This is a genomic window from Bacillus sp. B4EP4a, assembly GCF_006680105.1.
Classification (GTDB): Bacteria; Bacillota; Bacilli; order Bacillales; family DSM-1321; genus Peribacillus; species Peribacillus simplex_E.
The window spans coordinates 1-17,866 of record NZ_VHIK01000019.1; the positions used below are offsets into that span (position 1 = coordinate 1).

Below are 17,866 nucleotides of genomic sequence, written 5' to 3' on the forward strand. Positions count from 1 at the left end.
GTGTGTGCTCACTTAAAATTTAACGTTGGCGCTTTGTTTTGTTCAGTTTTCAAAGAGCAATATCTTTCGGAACAGCTTATTTATAATAACATTTTCATTACTGCAAGTCAACAACTTTTTTAAAACTTTTTAAAAGTTTGTAATCTGTTTGCAACTCGTTCGTAACGACAGATATAAATATAACACCATTACGTTAAGTGCGCAATACCTTTTTTAAAGTTTTTTTGAGATAATGTTGTTTTTCTTTCAAGCCCTAGAATCCATTCTATTAAAAGACATGAAATTATAATAAAAAAACAAAAAACCGAATGGGACATACCAGGATCATGAGCTGCGCCCAATGATCCCAGCCATCCGAATTCGGCCTGCAATCAATATTCATTTTGCTTATATTAGCGATGTCTCATCAACGGGAATAACAGGACGTCACGTATAGACGGAGAATTGGTCAATAGCATAACCAAACGGTCAACACCAATTCCAAGTCCGCCAGTTGGCGGCATTCCATATTCTAACGCCTCCAAGAAATCTTCATCCATTTCATGGGCTTCATCATTACCTTGCTCTCGTTCTTTTAATTGAGCTTCAAAGCGTTGACGTTGATCAATAGGGTCGTTTAGTTCCGTGAAGGCATTCGCATGCTCCCTACCTACAATAAATAACTCAAAACGATCTGTGAAACGGGAATCTTCCGGATTTTTCTTTGCTAAAGGAGAGATTTCCACTGGATGGCCATAGATGAATGTAGGTTGAATCAACTTATCTTCTACCCTTTGTTCAAAGAATTCATTTACGATATGGCCGAACTCCATGGATTCCTTAACTTCAATCCCATTTTCTTTAGCAAGCTGCTGGGCTTCTTCTTTACTCATTTGAGTCCAGAAGTCCACACCAGTATATTCTTTTACAGCATCAACCATGTGAAGTCGTTTCCATTCCGGCTTTAACTCTATCTCATACTCCCCATACTGGATGGTAGTCGTCCCCAGAACTTCTTGAGCGATATGGGCAATCAGGTTTTCCGTTAAACTCATGATATCTTGGTAATCCGCATATGCCTCGTATAATTCGATCAATGTGAATTCAGGATTGTGTCTTGTGGATACTCCTTCATTTCTGAAAACCCGGCCAATTTCATAAACTTTCTCCAATCCGCCGACGATTAAGCGTTTTAGATGAAGTTCGATGGCAATCCTTAAATTCAATGGCATATCCAAGGCATTATGGTGAGTAAGGAAAGGGCGTGCTGCAGCTCCACCAGCAACAGAGTGCAGTAGAGGCGTTTCCACTTCAAGGTATCCATGATCGTCCAAATACCGTCTCATGGCTTGTACAATACGACTGCGCATGATCAATGTGTTTTTGCTTTCCTCATTTGTAATTAAATCGACATAACGCTTCCGGTAACGCTCTTCAACATCCTTTAGGCCATGAAATTTATCAGGCAACGGACGAAGCGCTTTAGCAAGGAACACATATTCTTTAGCTTTAATGGAAAGTTCCCCGACTTTCGTTTTGAAAATAACGCCAGTTACCCCTACGATATCGCCAAGATCCGTTTGGTTGAAAATTTGGTAAGAATCTTCTCCTATGTTATCTAAACGGACGTAGATTTGGATTTGACCGCTAATATCCTGGATATGGGCAAATCCCGCTTTCCCTTTTCCACGCTTCGTCATGACACGGCCAGCGATCGTAACTTCAATTTCTTTTTCTTCAAGATCTTCTTTTTCTAATTCACCATAAGCACTGACTATCTCCTGAGTGTTATGTGTGCGCTCGAATCTGCTCCCGAAAGGGTCTTGTCCATTATCCATCATGGCCTGCATTTTATCGCGCCTTACCTGCAGTTGGTCATTCAATTCTTCATGACTCACGAAAATCATCTCCATCTTTATTAATAAATGCATTATATAATTAATCAGAAATTCTTTTGCATACATATTTATTCTTACATAAAGTAAAGGAATTCAACAGCTTTTTATCTTAAAACATTGTTTATGTACATATAAAAACTGCCAGGATTACTGGCAGTTTAAGATAAGCGTATTATAGGAAAATAGGAAGGTAATGTCAAACATCAGACCATTTGGATATTTTGTTGCTTCGCTTCTATATCATCAACAAGTCCATATAGAAGGCTAACAACATCTTCCCTTGTTTCACAATCATTAATCCCTTTACGAGCCTTAGCATTCCCTTTAACACCTTTTAAATACCAAGAAGCATGCTTACGCATTTCACGAACAGCAACATTTTCATTTTTCAACGCAATTAGACGATCCATATGAAGCACGCAAACGTCCATCTTTTCACGAACGGACGGTTCATCCATCAGTTGACCGGTTTCTAGATATTTTACAGTACGGTATATCATCCACGGGTTACCTAGAGCTGCACGGCCGATCATGACTCCATCAACACCCGTTTCCTTCAGCATTCTTTCCGCATCCTGTGGAGTTTCCACATCACCGTTACCGATAAGGGGAATATTAATTGATTTCTTCACTTCACGGATGATGTCCCAGTTAGCTTTTCCTTCATACATTTGAACTCGTGTTCTGCCATGCATGGAAACAGCTTTACCACCTGCGCGTTCAACAGCCTGGGCATTTTGAATCGCAAAAACGTGCTCATCATCCCAGCCTATGCGCATTTTCACCGTTACCGGCTTTTCAACAGCATCAACCACCGCTGAAACCATCTCATAAATTTTGTTTGGATCGAGAAGCCACTTTGCACCCGCATCACATTTAGTGATTTTAGGAACAGGGCAGCCCATGTTGATATCAATGATGTCAGCATTTGTATTTTTATCTACAAATTGTGCTGCTTCGACCAAAGATTTCTTTTCTCCGCCAAAGATTTGCAAACTTAACGGCTTTTCTCTTTCATCTATATAAAGCATATTCATCGTTCTAGCATTTTGTAAAACGATTCCCTTGTCACTGACCATCTCCGCACAAACAAGGCCAGCACCAAATTCCTTGACGGTCAAGCGGAATGCCGAGTTACAGACTCCCGCCATCGGTGCTAGCACTACCGGATTCTTCATTTCTATATTGCCTATTTTTAACACGGTGTGCCTCCTATAACATTCTTTCATTTATCCTCAGGCGGCTGAAGCTCCTCAATGGAAACATGAAGAACTTCCGCCACTTCCAGTAAAAATGCTTCTGAAGGGATGCGGTTCCCTCGTTCGACTTCTCCTAACAAGGAAACGGAAACGCCTATTTCTCTCGCAAACCCTTCCTGGGTATAACCCTTTAACTTTCGAAAAGCGCGAATACGCCTTCCCCATTTTTCACCTTCCATAATCGAACTCCTTCTTTATCCGAAATCTGTTCAAGCAGGTCGCTCAAAGGTGCATGCATTAGCGGAAGTGATATATCAGGGTCCACTTCCATTAAAGGCACGATAACAAAAGCCCTCTCGTGCATACGAGGGTGCGGGACTGAAAGAATCTCCGTCTCAATATTTTCATGATTATATAACAAAATGTCAAGGTCTAAAGTACGGGGACCCCACCTAATTTCCCTTTTTCTCCCTAATTCTTGTTCAATTTCCATACAAGCGTGAAGTAATTTTTCGGGTTCCAAATCGGTATTCACTTTAAGGACAGCATTTAAAAAACAGTCCTGATCTTCATATCCTAGCGGGTCTGTTTCATATAAAGAAGAGCATGCAACCAACTTGATATGCGGATTTTCAGACAATAATTGGAAAGCCCTTTGGAATGTTTCAAGGCGATCCCCTAAGTTCGACCCTATTGAAAGGTAAGCGATATTTACCACAATCAGCGTCCCCTTACAATCTCTATAGCAACCGAATCATAGTGACCTGCTATTGGAGGATCTGGTTTATAAACCTTCACGGTGCATGTCTCAATGGAAGAATATTCATTAAGTAGTTCAGAGGCAATTTTTTCAGCAACAGCTTCCACTAACTTAAAAGGTTTTCCCTCAACAACACCTTTACACACTTCATATAACTCACCATAGTTGATTGAGTCTTCAAGGTTGTCACTTTCCCCAGCCTTGGCTAAGTCAGTATGGACGATTAAATCCACTTTAAACCGCTGACCAAGCTTCGTTTCTTCCGGAAAAACTCCATGATAACCGTAAAACTCCATTTTATTCACATATATCTTATCCATTTCATTCACCTTTTCCTAATAGAGCATCCATCATCTTTGCAGTCCGTGCCATTTCCTTCACATCATGTACACGAACCATTTGACAGCCTTGTTGAATGCCATGGCAGATCGTGGCGGCTGTTCCTTCCATCCGCTCACTAGGCGGCAGGTCCAGAACATGTCCAATCATGGACTTTCTTGATGTGGCTAGCAGTACAGGATATCCTAATGATACAAGCTTATCAAGATTCCTCATCATTTCCAAATTTAACTTTAAATCTTTCGCAAAGCCAATTCCCGGATCGAGAATGATGTTTTCATCCTTGACTCCCGCATCCTTTACCAACATGATGCTTTCGAATAAATCTTGAAGTACATCACGAACAAAATGTCCATAACTCATATTATCCCTGTTATGCATCAAGATAATCGGCACCTTATATTCCGCAGCAACCTTTGACATCAAGGAATCGGCCTTACCTCCCCAAATGTCATTTAATATATGTGCTCCTGCTTTTACCGCCGCCTCGGCTACTCTTGATTTATACGTATCGACCGATATTGGTACCTCAATATTACGGGATATAGCTTCAATAATCGGGGCGACTCTCTCTATTTCCTCTTCATCCGATATCCTCTCATAGTTAGGACGGGTGGACTCTCCGCCTACATCCAATATATCCGCTCCGTCGTTGACCATCCGTTCGGCATGCTTCAAAGCGGCATCTATCCGATTATATTTCCCGCCATCCGAAAAGGAGTCTGGCGTAACATTCAAAATCCCCATAATTAAGGTTTTATTGCTGTAATCCAAATCAAATGAACCGCATTTTATTTTTGACGCTCCAGCTAATGACATCCAACGTTCTCCTTCACCTAAAGAAATCTATATATACGAGTTTACCCATTTACATAGGCATAGCGCAAGTTCCATGAAGATATGGAACGCTTCTGCAGACTTTACTACAAAAAGAAAAGCAAAGCCCCTAAGGAACTTCGCTTCTAGTTTTTAGTGTCTTGTCTTACTCAAAGTTATATAATGGCGTACTTAAGTAGCGTTCACCATTACTTGGTATGATAGCAAGTACCTTTTTACCTTTTCCCAGTTTGTCAGCCACTTTAATGGCAGCTGCAATTGCACCACCAGAAGAAATTCCACCAAGGATTCCTTCCTCTTTTGCTGCACGGCGGGCATAGTCAAAAGATTCCTCTGTATTGACTTGAATGATTTCGTCATAGAGATCTGTATTCAAAATACTCGGGACGAAGCCTGCACCGATTCCTTGGATTTTATGAGGTCCTGGAGTCCCACCCGATAATACTGGAGAGTCCGCAGGCTCAACAGCGTAAATCTTAATGTCAGGGTATTTTTCACGCAGCACTTCACCAGCACCTGTTATGGTTCCGCCAGTACCGATTCCGGCAACGAATGCATCCAGACCTTCATCACCAAATGCTTCAACGATTTCAGGTCCTGTAGTATTCCGATGAACTTCAGGGTTGGCTACATTCTCGAATTGCTGTGGAATGAAATAACCTTTTTCTTTAGACAGCTCAGTCGCCTTTGCGATTGCACCCTTCATTCCCTCAGGTCCGGGAGTAAGAACTAATTCTGCGCCATAAGCACGAAGCAAGTTACGGCGTTCCAAGCTCATCGTCTCCGGCATAACCAGAATTGATTTATAGCCCTTTGCCGCTGCTACCATCGCAAGTCCTATTCCAGTATTCCCGCTTGTAGGTTCAATGATCGTATCACCTGGCTTAAGGGTACCATTTTTTTCTGCCGCTTCGATCATCGCAAGGGCGATACGGTCTTTTACACTACTGCCTGGGTTAAAATACTCAAGTTTCAGATAGATATCTGCACTGTTTTCATTTTGAAGCTTGTTTAACTTCACAATAGGTGTTTGTCCAATTAAATCGATTACAGAATTAGCTATACGTGCCATTTTCTCCACTCCTTATCATTTCAAATACCGAGTATGTTTATTGGTTTTATAAATTTAAAGTTACCAGTTTTTATTGTTCATTGTCAATGATTATATACTATATTCTAAATTTTCTCACACAACCATTGACCTACTTTTTTTCTTTCAATCCATAAAACCATTCTACATCAAATTCGTCCCAGAAAATTTTCCCTGAGACCGGTGCCTGAATCTGTTCAAGAGCTATTTGGCGGTGAATCTTGTCTTTAACTTCATCATATTCATACTGCTTGCCCTCTATTCTTTCATGCAGATAGATAATTGCCCAGCCTTCTTCCGTTTGAATCGGATCACTCCACTTTTTCACCTTCAAATTCTCGGCAGCGGTAATGTATTCCTTGGAGACTTGCTCGTTATCCTGTGATATATAACCCATGTCGCCTCCTTGATTGGCAGTGAATTCATCAAGGGACTTTTCCATCGCTAAGACATCAAAGGAGACGCCTTTCTCCAGTTCACGTACGATTTGGTCCGCTTGCTTTTTTGTAGACGAGGTAATATGAGAAATATGGAAAGCAGTAGGGATTCTGTAGATATCCTTATTATTATCATAATGATTCCGCATTGCCGTTTCGGAGACCGAAACGTCCTTGGTGAGGAGCTTCTCGAGGAGGAGACTCGACTGAATTTCCTGCCTCAGTTGATCGTTACTTTTATTAAGGTTCTGACCGGCAGTCCCATACATCGTTTTCATCATTTTAAGTTCCCGATCAAGCTCTTCATCCGAAATTTTCACTTTGTATTTTTCAGCTGCCTGTTTCACGACCTCTTTATCGACCATTTCCTCAAGTACATCTTCCCCATATCTTTTTTCGAGCTCATTAATCCATGCGTCCCGGGAAATATCCTTGGATCCAACCTTTGCGGCCGTTTCTTCCCCGATGACGGATTTTGAAATGATTAGTGGTTTTATGACAAAGATAATGATAGTCAATAGGTTCAACAAGGCAAGGGCAGCAATAATCGCCCGAAGCTTTTGTTTTGGCAAACCCTTATCCCCCGTATATTATTTTTTGGTTTCCGCTTCTAGTTCCTCGAGTTCTTCCTTCGAGAATTGGTAGGTCTGATTACAAAAATGACAATGTGCTTCCGCTTGTCCATCTGTATCAATGATATCCCGAATCTCAGCTTGCCCTAGGCTAATCAATGCATTTGCAATTCTTTCCTTAGAACATTGACAGGAGAATTGGACATCCATTTTTTCTAGTATATTCACATTGCCCTCACCTAAAATTTCAGTTAGGATTTCTTCAGGAGTCATGCCGCTTTGAATCATCTTAGAAACAGGAGTTATCGTGCTTAGCCGATTTTCGATTTTTGTAATCGTATCTTCGGATGTACCCGGCATCAACTGGATGATGAATCCACCCGCTGCAAGGATTGAATTATCCGGATTAACTAGGACCCCAACCCCCACAGATGAAGGCACCTGTTCGGAAGTAACAAAGTAATATGTGAAATCTTCACCTAATTCTCCCGATACAAGCGGTACCTGACCTGAAAAGTAATCACGAAGACCGATATCTTTGACAACAGTCAACAATCCATCGGTACCCACCGCTTTCCTTACATCAAGCTTTCCTTGCTCATTCAAATCAAAGTGAGTTTGCGGGTGAGTGACATATCCTCGGACTTCTCCCTTTGCATTGCTGTCGACCAGGATGGAACCAATCGGTCCACCGCCCTCGATTTTAATCGTCAGCTTTTCTTCACCTTTTAACATTCCACCCATCATAACGCCTGCCGTCATCGCCCGTCCAAGGGCAGCTGAAGCAGTAGGCCATGTATAATGGCGCCGCTGAGCTTCTCCTACCGTGTCTGTTGTTGAAACAGCATATGCCCGAACCTGTCCCTCATAACCTAACGCCTTTATTAGATAATCCTTCATTTATTTTGCTCCTTTCATGCTTTGTATTACTTCTTCACTTGCTCACGATTACGTTTATAAATCAACTGCAACCCCTTCAAAGTCAAAAATGGCTCCACTACGTCAATCACAGTAGACTCATTGGCAATTAAGGTAGCCAATCCACCTGTTGCTATTACCGTCGGTTCTAGATTACTTTGCTCCTTAATTCGATTAACGATTCCTTCTACCTGTCCAACATACCCATACAAAATACCAGCCTGCATGGCGGACACCGTATTTTTCCCAATAATCCCTTCTGGCCGACTGATTTCTATTCTTGGAAGTTTGGCTGCCTTTGAATAAAGTGCTTCAGTAGAAATATTTATACCCGGAGCAATGGCTCCGCCCATGTATTGTTTATCCTCATTTATATAGCAATATGTAGTTGCCGTGCCAAAGTCCACGATAATGAGAGGACTTCCATATTCCTGGATGCCTGCGACGGCATTAACGATTCGGTCCGCACCCACCTCACGGGGATTCTCGTATTTAATATTCAATCCAGTTTTTATTCCAGGTCCAACTATAAGCGGTTTAATTCCAAAGTATTTTTTGCACATGCGTTCAAGCGCAAACATAATTGGTGGAACTACCGAAGAAATGATGATTCCATCAAATTGATCAAACGAAAGACCTTCATGTTGCAGCAAAGACTTTATGACCATTCCATACTCATCTTCTGTCTTGTGACGGTTAGTCTCAATTCGCCAATGATATTTTAAAATATCTTCATCGTATACGCCCAATACAGTATTCGTATTCCCAACATCCAATACAAAAATCATCGTTTCATCACTCCGGTAAATTATTCTCCAACATCATACCACACTGTTATTTTACCACGCTATTAGTCGCACTTTTCGAAAGGTATCCCAGAAACTTCATCATATTTAATTCAAGAGTGAAGAAAAGGGTATTTCCGAGGCGGAAATACCCTTTTGAATTCAGTCAACTTAAGACTTTTTATTGTCATCTTCGTTCGGGAAGGAAAGCGGCTGATCTTGAGGCGCACCTTCTTTGATTGGAGGAGTATTCAATCCTTCCTCCGTTATTTCAAGGTCCTCAGGTCCTCTCTTATCCAATGGATCTAATAGGGCCTCTTTTTCTTCCTTCTTCGTATTGATGTTCACCTTGACATTCTCATCAGTGGTTAAATTCCCATTAAGGGCTGTATAATCCCGTTCTGGCAATTTACCATTATGGAATAAACTTTTGATTTGTTCAGCATCAAGTGTTTCCACTTCAAGCAAGGTTTTTGCAACCAAATCAAGTTTTTCACGATTTTCAGTAAGAATCGTCTTACATCTTTCGTAAGCTTCCTTGATGATACGTTGAATTTCAAGATCAATTTCATATGCTATTGCATCTGAATAGTTTTGATCATTGTTGAAATCTCGGCCTAGGAAGACCTGACCTTGTGAATTACCAAATTGAAGTGGTCCGAGTTTACTCATGCCATATTCCATAACCATGCTCCGAGCTATGCCCGTTGCACGTTGGAAGTCGTTATGCGCACCTGTACTCACTTCTCCGAATGTAACTTCTTCGGCTACACGACCACCCAATAGACCTACGATTTTATCTTTAAGCTCAGGTTCCGTCATGAAGAAACGATCTTCTTTCGGCAGCATAACTGCATAACCGCCAGCTTGACCACGAGGGACAATCGTAACTTTATGAACGACTTCGGCATCATCCAGAACCAATCCAATAATGGTATGGCCTGCTTCATGCCACGCTACGATATTTCTTTCCTTTTTGGAAATGACACGGTTTTTCTTGGCAGGTCCAGCGATAACGCGATCCGAAGCTTCATCCAAATCGGACATGTCGATCTTCTTCTTATCTTGACGAGCAGCTACAAGCGCCGCTTCATTCAGTAAGTTTTCAAGATCTGCACCAGAAAATCCTGGAGTACGCTGAGCGATCGCTTTCAAATCGACTGTTTCTGCTAATGGTTTATTACGTGCATGCACCTTCAGAACTTCTTCACGGCCCTTAACATCAGGGCGGCCTACCGTTATTTGACGGTCAAAACGTCCTGGACGCAATAAAGCTGGATCCAATACATCAGCACGGTTAGTCGCGGCGATGATTATGATTCCTTCATTACCACCGAAACCATCCATTTCCACCAGTAGTTGGTTCAATGTCTGTTCACGTTCATCGTGACCGCCACCAAGACCTGCGCCACGTTGACGTCCGACTGCATCAATTTCATCGATAAAGATGATACATGGTGCATTCTTCTTAGCATTTTCAAACAAATCACGAACACGGGATGCACCGACGCCCACAAACATTTCAACAAAATCAGAACCACTGATTGAGAAGAAAGGAGTTCCGGCTTCACCAGCCACTGCTCGTGCAAGTAAAGTTTTACCTGTACCAGGAGGCCCAACTAAAAGTACCCCTTTAGGAATACGGGCTCCAAGCTCGGCATATTTGCGAGGATCTTTCAAGAATTCAACAACCTCGACAAGTTCCTGCTTTTCTTCGTCCGCTCCGGCAACATCATTGAAGCGTACTTTTTTCTTATCATCATTATACAATTTCGCCTTACTTTTCCCGAAGTTCATGACGCGGCCACCACCGCCGCCCTGAGCTTGGTTAAGTAAAAAGAAGAAGAGGATAAAAATGATTACAAATGGAATGATGGAAGTGAAAAATGTCACCCAGCCACTTGTTTTTTCTGGAGGTTCAACAGTGATGATGTCCTTATCCAATTTGGTTACGGCATCATTGATTCTACTTTGAGAATATTCACTGAAAGGCACGTACGTCACAAAGAATTTGTTTTCCTCATAACCTTTGAGCTTTCCTGTGATTTCAAATACACTGCTTTCGGGCTGCATCGTCAGTGCAGTAACATCCCCATTCTCCAAATGCTTATAGAATTCATCTTGGGTCATTTTCTCCGTTGGTTCATTGTTATTATTAAAAATGCTTACAATCCCAATGATGACCAAAAAGATCAGTAAATAAAATATGGTATTACGGAAGATCCGATTCATCCCTTACCTCCTCCCACGGGTAAACAAACTATAGTAAATACTATCATACAAAATTAATGAATTACAATAATTTAACACCGCTGTTTTTATCTGGTCTTTTCTTTCAAACAGGTACGATTAATTCGAGTAAATTTCAGGCTTCAATATGCCAATATACGGGAGATTACGATACTTTTCCGCAAAATCAAGACCATATCCGACAACAAATGCATCCGGAACGATGAACCCGGCATAATCCGGAGTGATATCCGCTTTCCTGCCTGTTGGTTTATCCAATAAGGTAACGATTTTAATTGATTTTGCTTTTCGATAACGGAAAAGTTCCGCAAGATAGCTAAGAGTCAAACCGCTGTCGATAATATCTTCGATGATTAAAATATCCCGGCCTTCAACCGATGTATCAAGATCTTTGATGATTTTCACTTCACCGGAAGATACAGTGGAGTTACCATAGCTTGAAACATCCATAAAGTCCATTTCAAGATGTGTATCCACACGTTTCAGTAGATCTGACATAAATGGCATGGCGCCTTTCAGCACTCCGATGGCCAACGGGAACTTACCTTGGTAATCAGCTTCAAGCTGCGCACCCAATTCCCTGATTTTTTTTTGAAGTTCTTCCTCCGATATTAAAACCTTTTCAATGTCGTTTTGCATGGTCATTGTAATTAATTGCCCCCCAAGAAGAATTAAGCTTTTTTATATTCTAAGTAGATTAAAGATTTTTCATCAGAAATTATATCCGGCTCAATATTCGATTTCTTTAAACCAGGTAGCCAAATGGCCGTTCCCGTTTGATCGATGATGACCGGCCACACATTTCTTTCTAGCATCGGGATCTTTTCATTGATAAAAATATCCTTTAACTTTTTAGTTCCACCCAATCCCTTGACGGCCATCCTTTCGCCTTCATTCCTGGTTCGGACTGTAAGAGGAAACTGAACAGCTGATTCGGGAAGAATAAAAGAATGATTTCCTCTAAGTACCGGAATTTCTTCTTTTATATAGTGCGCTTTAATCTTATATCCATTCGGAAGAATAGTCTCACCGGGAATTTGTAAATTAAGGGAATATTTAAGGCTTTTTTGCCGAAAAAATCTAAAAGTGCAAATTTGATATGATTTTTCCGCAATAAGGCCCTCCGGAAGATGCAATTCTGCAGATGGTTGAGGATTCAAAAACAAAACTAAAAGTTGGTCAATATGTAATGCCGAAAGCGATGAAGGTCTCTCCAAATAAAGATAGTTTAATATTAGTTGAATCGCCCTTCTTTGTAAAGGTTTAGGCATCGCGAGAACCTTATCAATCTGAATAACCGCTTGATCTTTATCCTGTTGGATCCAAACCTCGGACATTTTGCTTGAAACCATGTTCAAAAAAAACTCTTCATCTTCATAAAGCTCTTCACTGAATCGTTGAAAATGCTCATGAACCTTTCTATTTTCTTTCTTTAAAAATGGAAGGATTTCATGTCTAAAACGATTTCTTGCATAGACACCCGTTTCATTGCTCGGATCAAACCTTGGTTCAATATTATGAAGGCCCGCATATTCGATTATTTGGCTTTTCGTGATCTCAAGAAAAGGCCTGATCAGATTCCCGGTATGGAACCGTCTCTTTATAGGAATTCCTGCTCTTGCCTTACCTGTCGCCCCTCTTGTTAAACGCATGAGCATCGTTTCTATTTGATCATCTCCATGATGCCCCAGGACAAGCGTGGAGGCTTGATGCTTATCCATCATTTCTTCATAGAAAGCAAAACGCAACTTTCTTGACGTTATTTGTGAACTTTCCCCCGTCTGCTCCATCCGGGCAGGAACATCGATCCTTTTCCCCTCGAATGTAATGCCCCACCGTTCACAAATATGCTCGACATATTTGTAATCCTCATAGGATTCTTCCCCTCGAAACATATGGTCAACACTTGCAACGATCATCTCGTAATGAAAAAGAGGTTGAATTTCCTTAAGGATATGGAGAAGCACCAATGAGTCTGGTCCTCCGGAAACGCCTATTAGCAACTTCGAGTGTTCCTTAATCAATTCGTTTCTATAAATGGTGCTCAGAACTTTTTCCTTTAACATACAATCTTCCTTCTTTATGAACAGGCATTAGTTTTATACGATTCAATCATGAAATGGTTTCAACTATTCCATGGCATTCACCTAATAACTATATCATAACAACTGTTCATATATGTATAGAACATAGAGCATCGATATGATGGCAACCAGCAAAAAAGTTTCAAAAAATCCGCCACTTTTCTTTTTTGAATGGTTTTGGGACCTTCTTGCTTGTCTCGTTGCAGGTTGTATTGTTTGCGGCTGACCCGCCGCTGCCTGAGTCTGGCCCTTTTTCTTCGAATGATTTTGCTTACTTAGAACCGTGACCAAATCCTCCCGCATTTGGAGGGCTGAATCATACTGCCCGTGGAGTGCTTTATCTAGCATCTTCCTATACGGGTTCAATTCCTTTTTCTGCTTAATCAGGTCGTTAAGCTGTCTATACCCCTCCCCTTTCTTGTGGAAACGTCCAGGATAGGCCGAATTGATTATAATCATCGCCACAGCGAACAAGTCATATTGCGGATCGGCCTTTCTTGATCCAAGTCCCCAGTAACCCCTGTCAAAGAACTCAGTGAATTCTTTAACAGATCGCCCGATTAAGGTGGTTCCGCCAACATCCACGCACCGTACCTTATAGGCTGGTGAAGTCACGATCAAATTCTCAGGTTTTAAATCCCCGAACACCCATCCATTGGTATGCAAGGCAGACAAGCTTGTTAAAAGCTGAAGCATTAAGACTCCAATCCATGATGACCCTTTTTTATCGATGAAACGCAAAAAATCGTGTCCGTGGATATATTCCATGACATAAAAAGGGAGCTGCTTTCCTGTTTTCATGAAATCATCCGCTTCCAAAAAGGAAGGCCCAAGGGTAGACCCCTGGACCTTTGAAAAGGATTTTAGGATATTCATCTCCGAAATAATGGACGTCCCATTATCACTGAGCTTTAAAGCATAATGACGATTTCCGCTTTCAACCAAATAGACGATCCCGTTCGCTCCACACCCCAATTCCTTAATTATTTTGTACTGATTTTTATTCCATTTTCCAGTGACCAAACTGCCAGGCAGGAGTTTACATTGATTCCTCAAAGTATTGTTCATCATCATGTGATAACAATCCCCTCAATGAACGTTTTTTATTGAAGTATGTCAAAGCTTCACGAATGGCCGGACCTGTCGGAGTGAGTCCCCCTGTACTAAGCTTAGGAAAAGTTGCCGTCAAGGCTTCAAGGTTCGGGGTCCAATCTAGCAACTTTTCAACATCATTTCTTTTCCCAGGAAATACGAATACGGAAAAACGGCTGTCACCCATTCTTGCATTCATACTAAGGGAAAGATCTAATAAGGAATCTTTTACTTTAGGCAGTTTATGTTTCATGCTTGCACTTGTATCAACAAGAATCAGTACTTCGAGCTTGCTTGTTTCCCCAAGCTCATCGACCACCTCCATCACTTCTCCTCGTTTATCAGGCGGAAGATCCTCCATCGTTTTTGAATCTCCAAGTATTTGTTGAAGTTCACGATTGATAACTCCCTGTATAGTTTGAGTCATTGCCTTTTGAGTCACCATTTGGACGGTTTGGGACAACTGCTGAGCATAGACTATTTGACTTACGCCACCTCCAGAACCAGCAATCTTCTCAATTTCCTTAAGCCCCTTTTCATCTATCACATCATTTTCCATGACACCTATGACATTGATGGTTATGCCTTGCTCCCTTGCTAATTCAGCCATGGCAGACGGTTCTTCACCATGATTTGAACATCCGTCGGTTATAAGCAAAATCTGTCTTAATGTTCCTGCTTTCATGTTTTGCTCTCCCTTCCTATCAATTTGTTACCATAATTGACTAAAAAAGGGGAAATTATACGCCAAGGACATCGCATCAAGTCACATCATGGAGTGAAGTGATTGAAAAGAGTTCAACCCTTTACCTTTTATCCGTCTTCCATTTCTCCACCTCATTTTGGTTTTATTTATTTTATTTATATAAACGGCCCCTACTGGGCCTTTTTACGTTTTGGAGAAACGGGAATGGATGCCCATTTCGGTGTGTTATGCTTAATTTTCGATGTAACCACTGTCATGTCATCATCTATGATCCCTTTTGTTCGGATGACCTCTTCCAATATTAAATCAGAGATTTCCTGTGGATCGTCTGTTTCCATTTCCTTGATTTTTCGTTTAAGCCAGAACTCGATATTTTCGACATGTGAGGGGCCATCGAACACACCATCGCTCATCATGATTAATATGTCCCCTGCCTTCAGCTCTTCTGATACAACATCAACATCGAAATCCTGGATGATTCCCATAGGAAGGTTACTTGATTCAATTTTTATTATCCTATCCCCCCTTTTAATGAAACTCGGTATCGAACAGATTTTTAAAAACTTAGCCCTTGCGTCCTGAAGATCAATCATTGCCAAATCAAGAGTCGAAAATATTTCATCGGTAGTGCGTAGAGATAATACGGAGTTTACGGATTTAATGGCTATTTTTTCTTCTATTCCCGATTGTAAAAATTTTTGTAGCAGCTTCAATGTCTCTGTACTTTCAAAATGGGCCCTTTCCCCATTTCCCATTCCATCACTGATGGCTATCGCAAATTTGCCGCAGCCAATTTCCATGGTCGTATAACTATCTCCTGATACAAGCCCTCCCCCCTTGGCAGCATGAGCCACACCCGTTTCGACCGTGAATTTTTTTGCTGACCTAAATATCACCTCACATTGCCCGTTTGGATATGTTGCACACTCTTCTGAATGAACGACTATCGTTTCACCTAAAATGTCAGAAAGCATGGGTGCAATCAACTTTTCACATTCCCCTCTGCCCTGGCAGTATGGGACACTCATCTCTATATCAACATTTCCTTGTTCTAGACTGTATATTTCAACATGACCTATGTGCAGGCCAAAATCCTGGATGGCTTCCAAAATGGATTCTTCATGTACATGATGATTCTTCCTTTCCCTTTGAATTTCTTTCGCAAAATCATCCATTACTGCCGAAACGCCCCGCAGTTGATCCGCCACTAGTTTCCGACTTTCCTTCACCTGCCTTTTTAATTTTTGGTTAGCTTCAAAATAAGTAAGTTCCTGTGCTATCGCCCCAATGACCTGAGGCCCGCGGCTACAATATTTCCCCCATTCTTTCGACGTTTTTTGGGGGAGCTGACCATTATTTTCACTTAATTGAAGCATAATTTCCTGCATGCCGTCATAGGTTGTATTAAAGTTCTTGGACCAGCATTGTTCCTTCTTAAAACAAAGCTGGCACGTCTTTTCCGTTACATTACTTAAGAAGTAGTCGAATTCTTTCTCATCTTCCTCCAATCTCCCCCTTTCATCCACTTGGGAAAAGCTATTTGAGAGCGCCTCAAATACATGTGAGAATTGCTCCACCCTTTGAGCGGTGACATCCCTCACTTTTCGGGCATACTGCTGCTGTTCATCAGAATTCTCGACTGTTCCCGGTATATGTTTCGCTATTTTGTTGATTATGGATGACGGTGTCAATATAAATAGGGCTACAGCTATAAGTGATTCATAAAGGGTCACCATAATATTATTGGTGCCTTCACCATATAAACCTATCAGTAATGTAGCAATCAAGAGGCCGCTAGCAACCCCTATCTTCCTTCCCTCCTTCAACAAACCTCCCAGAAGCCCTGAAAATGCGAGAAGGCTCATTTGATAAAGACTTGCAATACTTGCCAAGCTGAATATCAATCCAGTAACTACACCTACAGTGGAGCCTATGGCGGCCCCTCCCGCCAGCCCGAAGAGGAGGACCAGGTATCGCGAGAATATATGGTCGAGTGATAAATCGTATATCATCCAGCCGATGGTTCCGGTCATCACCGAAGCCAGCAGGATGATGATGCTGACGATTTCCTCCGTCTTTAATGATTGGGACTTTGTCCGAATGGTCAGCATCGGGATTGATTGTATGAAGATTAAGGTTAAAATCATTGCGAGTCCCGCCTCTACCCCTATCATCATCAAGTCGTACAGCTGAATCGTTCGAAATACCAGATATTGCTCGGCCAGGTTGACCAGGAATAGTGAAGCAAAGACGTACATCGACATTGTCTTGAATTGTCCTTCCACGGCGGGCCTCTTGATCTTATGAAATAACAGGAGCAGGAACGCCGATGCAAAGATGACTAAACTATTCGAATAGTGAACGGTCAGCCCACCTGCAATCAATCCGAATAAAGCCAGTGGAGCCCTATCACGCCTCATGAGGAAAACGGCTGCGAAAAACGGAAGTCCAAATGGTGCAAGCTGCGAAAGAATCAAAGCCCGTCCTAATAAAAAACCGATAATTGCTAAAGAGATACCTTTTTTTATGAATATGTCTTCCGACTTCATTTGCAGTTGTTGGATCCAATTGATGGCCCCTTCCTTCGCTTCTTTTAATTGAACATCTCCAAGAGGTTCCATCATAGGTCTTTCTACTTTTTCCATTTCAACACCCCATTCGTATTAGTGGTTTTTATTATATAGAGGGCTTGTCTATTTTTTTGTCAGAATTTTATAAGCGGATAAGAAAAACGTTCGACGAAATTCTTCTTGAACAATCATTTGTATACAGGTTTTTGTACCTTTTTTTTCAATACGAAAACAGGTGTTCTTTTTTTTTTGAAGAAAAGCAAAGTTTTTAGGTTATTTTTGCGGAAAATAACACGAATAAATAATCAGGAAATGGAAACCGACAAACTTTATTTTTTTTGTTGACATTT

Annotated in this window: 16 protein-coding genes; all 16 read right to left on the reverse strand. The window is 41.4% G+C overall.

The window, feature by feature from the left end; all coding sequences use genetic code 11:
* Positions 1 to 392 precede the first annotated feature (392 nt).
* Positions 393 to 1,892 carry a lysine--tRNA ligase gene (lysS, locus tag FNK51_RS11095; protein WP_179891136.1) on the reverse strand — a complete coding sequence of 500 codons (1,500 nt, stop codon included), beginning with the start codon at positions 1,890 to 1,892 and terminating at the stop codon, positions 393 to 395.
* A 188-nt stretch (positions 1,893 to 2,080) separates the two neighbouring features.
* Positions 2,081 to 3,079 (reverse strand): tRNA dihydrouridine synthase DusB, encoded by a 999-nt coding sequence (gene dusB / locus FNK51_RS11100; protein WP_098372680.1) that lies wholly within the window; start codon positions 3,077 to 3,079, stop codon positions 2,081 to 2,083.
* A 23-nt stretch (positions 3,080 to 3,102) separates the two neighbouring features.
* Entirely contained in the window at positions 3,103 to 3,315 is a 213-nt protein-coding gene (locus FNK51_RS11105) for a helix-turn-helix domain-containing protein (RefSeq protein WP_098372679.1), read from the reverse strand.
* Positions 3,267 to 3,794: a 2-amino-4-hydroxy-6-hydroxymethyldihydropteridine diphosphokinase gene (gene folK, locus FNK51_RS11110; protein ID WP_141993367.1), complete on the reverse strand. Its 528-nt coding sequence runs from the start codon at positions 3,792 to 3,794 to the stop codon at positions 3,267 to 3,269. Before folK ends, FNK51_RS11105 begins: the two co-directional genes overlap by 49 nt.
* 2 nt (positions 3,795 to 3,796) lie before the next feature.
* Positions 3,797 to 4,156, reverse strand: a complete 360-nt coding sequence (gene folB / locus FNK51_RS11115; RefSeq protein ID WP_141993368.1) for a dihydroneopterin aldolase — start codon at positions 4,154 to 4,156, stop codon at positions 3,797 to 3,799.
* Between the two features lies 1 nt (position 4,157).
* Positions 4,158 to 4,994: a dihydropteroate synthase gene (folP, locus tag FNK51_RS11120; protein WP_098372676.1), complete on the reverse strand. Its 837-nt coding sequence runs from the start codon at positions 4,992 to 4,994 to the stop codon at positions 4,158 to 4,160.
* A 163-nt stretch (positions 4,995 to 5,157) separates the two neighbouring features.
* On the reverse strand, positions 5,158 to 6,084 hold the full coding sequence (gene cysK / locus FNK51_RS11125) for a cysteine synthase A (RefSeq protein ID WP_076372979.1): 927 nt from the start codon (positions 6,082 to 6,084) through the stop codon (positions 5,158 to 5,160).
* A 130-nt stretch (positions 6,085 to 6,214) separates the two neighbouring features.
* Positions 6,215 to 7,111, reverse strand: a complete 897-nt coding sequence (locus tag FNK51_RS11130) for a peptidyl-prolyl cis-trans isomerase (RefSeq protein WP_098372675.1) — start codon at positions 7,109 to 7,111, stop codon at positions 6,215 to 6,217.
* A gap of 18 nt (positions 7,112 to 7,129) precedes the next feature.
* Positions 7,130 to 8,011: an Hsp33 family molecular chaperone HslO gene (hslO, locus tag FNK51_RS11135; protein WP_098372674.1), complete on the reverse strand. Its 882-nt coding sequence runs from the start codon at positions 8,009 to 8,011 to the stop codon at positions 7,130 to 7,132.
* A gap of 26 nt (positions 8,012 to 8,037) precedes the next feature.
* Positions 8,038 to 8,817, reverse strand: a complete 780-nt coding sequence (locus tag FNK51_RS11140) for a type III pantothenate kinase (protein ID WP_098372673.1) — start codon at positions 8,815 to 8,817, stop codon at positions 8,038 to 8,040.
* 168 nt (positions 8,818 to 8,985) lie between these two features.
* Positions 8,986 to 11,046 (reverse strand): ATP-dependent zinc metalloprotease FtsH, encoded by a 2,061-nt coding sequence (gene ftsH, locus FNK51_RS11145; RefSeq protein ID WP_141993369.1) that lies wholly within the window; start codon positions 11,044 to 11,046, stop codon positions 8,986 to 8,988.
* A 117-nt stretch (positions 11,047 to 11,163) separates the two neighbouring features.
* Positions 11,164 to 11,703, reverse strand: coding sequence for a hypoxanthine phosphoribosyltransferase (gene hpt / locus FNK51_RS11150; RefSeq protein ID WP_076373001.1), 540 nt, complete (start codon positions 11,701 to 11,703; stop codon positions 11,164 to 11,166).
* A 32-nt stretch (positions 11,704 to 11,735) separates the two neighbouring features.
* Positions 11,736 to 13,130, reverse strand: coding sequence for a tRNA lysidine(34) synthetase TilS (gene tilS, locus FNK51_RS11155; protein ID WP_098372671.1), 1,395 nt, complete (start codon positions 13,128 to 13,130; stop codon positions 11,736 to 11,738).
* Between the two features lie 93 nt (positions 13,131 to 13,223).
* Positions 13,224 to 14,219, reverse strand: a complete 996-nt coding sequence (locus FNK51_RS11160) for a protein kinase domain-containing protein (RefSeq protein ID WP_141993388.1) — start codon at positions 14,217 to 14,219, stop codon at positions 13,224 to 13,226.
* A complete protein-coding gene (locus tag FNK51_RS11165) occupies positions 14,188 to 14,925 on the reverse strand; it encodes a VWA domain-containing protein (protein ID WP_141993370.1) in 738 nt (245 codons plus the stop codon). Before FNK51_RS11165 ends, FNK51_RS11160 begins: the two co-directional genes overlap by 32 nt.
* Before the next feature lie 191 nt (positions 14,926 to 15,116).
* A complete protein-coding gene (gene spoIIE / locus FNK51_RS11170) occupies positions 15,117 to 17,591 on the reverse strand; it encodes a stage II sporulation protein E (RefSeq protein WP_098372670.1) in 2,475 nt (824 codons plus the stop codon).
* Between the last annotated feature and the right edge of the window lie 275 nt (positions 17,592 to 17,866).

Bases quoted from the DNA above. Each gene is read 5' to 3' on its own strand.
- folB (WP_141993368.1), bottom strand. From the start codon at position 4,156: ATGGATAAGATATATGTGAATAAAATGGAGTTTTACGGTTATCATGGA.
- ftsH (WP_141993369.1), bottom strand. From the start codon at position 11,046: ATGAATCGGATCTTCCGTAATACCATATTTTATTTACTGATCTTTTTG.
- folP (WP_098372676.1), bottom strand. From the start codon at position 4,994: ATGTCATTAGCTGGAGCGTCAAAAATAAAATGCGGTTCATTTGATTTG.
- hslO (WP_098372674.1), bottom strand. From the start codon at position 8,011: ATGAAGGATTATCTAATAAAGGCGTTAGGTTATGAGGGACAGGTTCGG.
- spoIIE (WP_098372670.1), bottom strand. From the start codon at position 17,591: ATGGAAAAAGTAGAAAGACCTATGATGGAACCTCTTGGAGATGTTCAA.
- FNK51_RS11105 (WP_098372679.1), bottom strand. From the start codon at position 3,315: ATGGAAGGTGAAAAATGGGGAAGGCGTATTCGCGCTTTTCGAAAGTTA.
- FNK51_RS11160 (WP_141993388.1), bottom strand. From the start codon at position 14,219: ATGATGAACAATACTTTGAGGAATCAATGTAAACTCCTGCCTGGCAGT.
- cysK (WP_076372979.1), bottom strand. From the start codon at position 6,084: ATGGCACGTATAGCTAATTCTGTAATCGATTTAATTGGACAAACACCT.
- lysS (WP_179891136.1), bottom strand. From the start codon at position 1,892: ATGGAGATGATTTTCGTGAGTCATGAAGAATTGAATGACCAACTGCAG.
- FNK51_RS11140 (WP_098372673.1), bottom strand. From the start codon at position 8,817: ATGATTTTTGTATTGGATGTTGGGAATACGAATACTGTATTGGGCGTA.
- FNK51_RS11165 (WP_141993370.1), bottom strand. From the start codon at position 14,925: ATGAAAGCAGGAACATTAAGACAGATTTTGCTTATAACCGACGGATGT.
- tilS (WP_098372671.1), bottom strand. From the start codon at position 13,130: ATGTTAAAGGAAAAAGTTCTGAGCACCATTTATAGAAACGAATTGATT.
- hpt (WP_076373001.1), bottom strand. From the start codon at position 11,703: ATGCAAAACGACATTGAAAAGGTTTTAATATCGGAGGAAGAACTTCAA.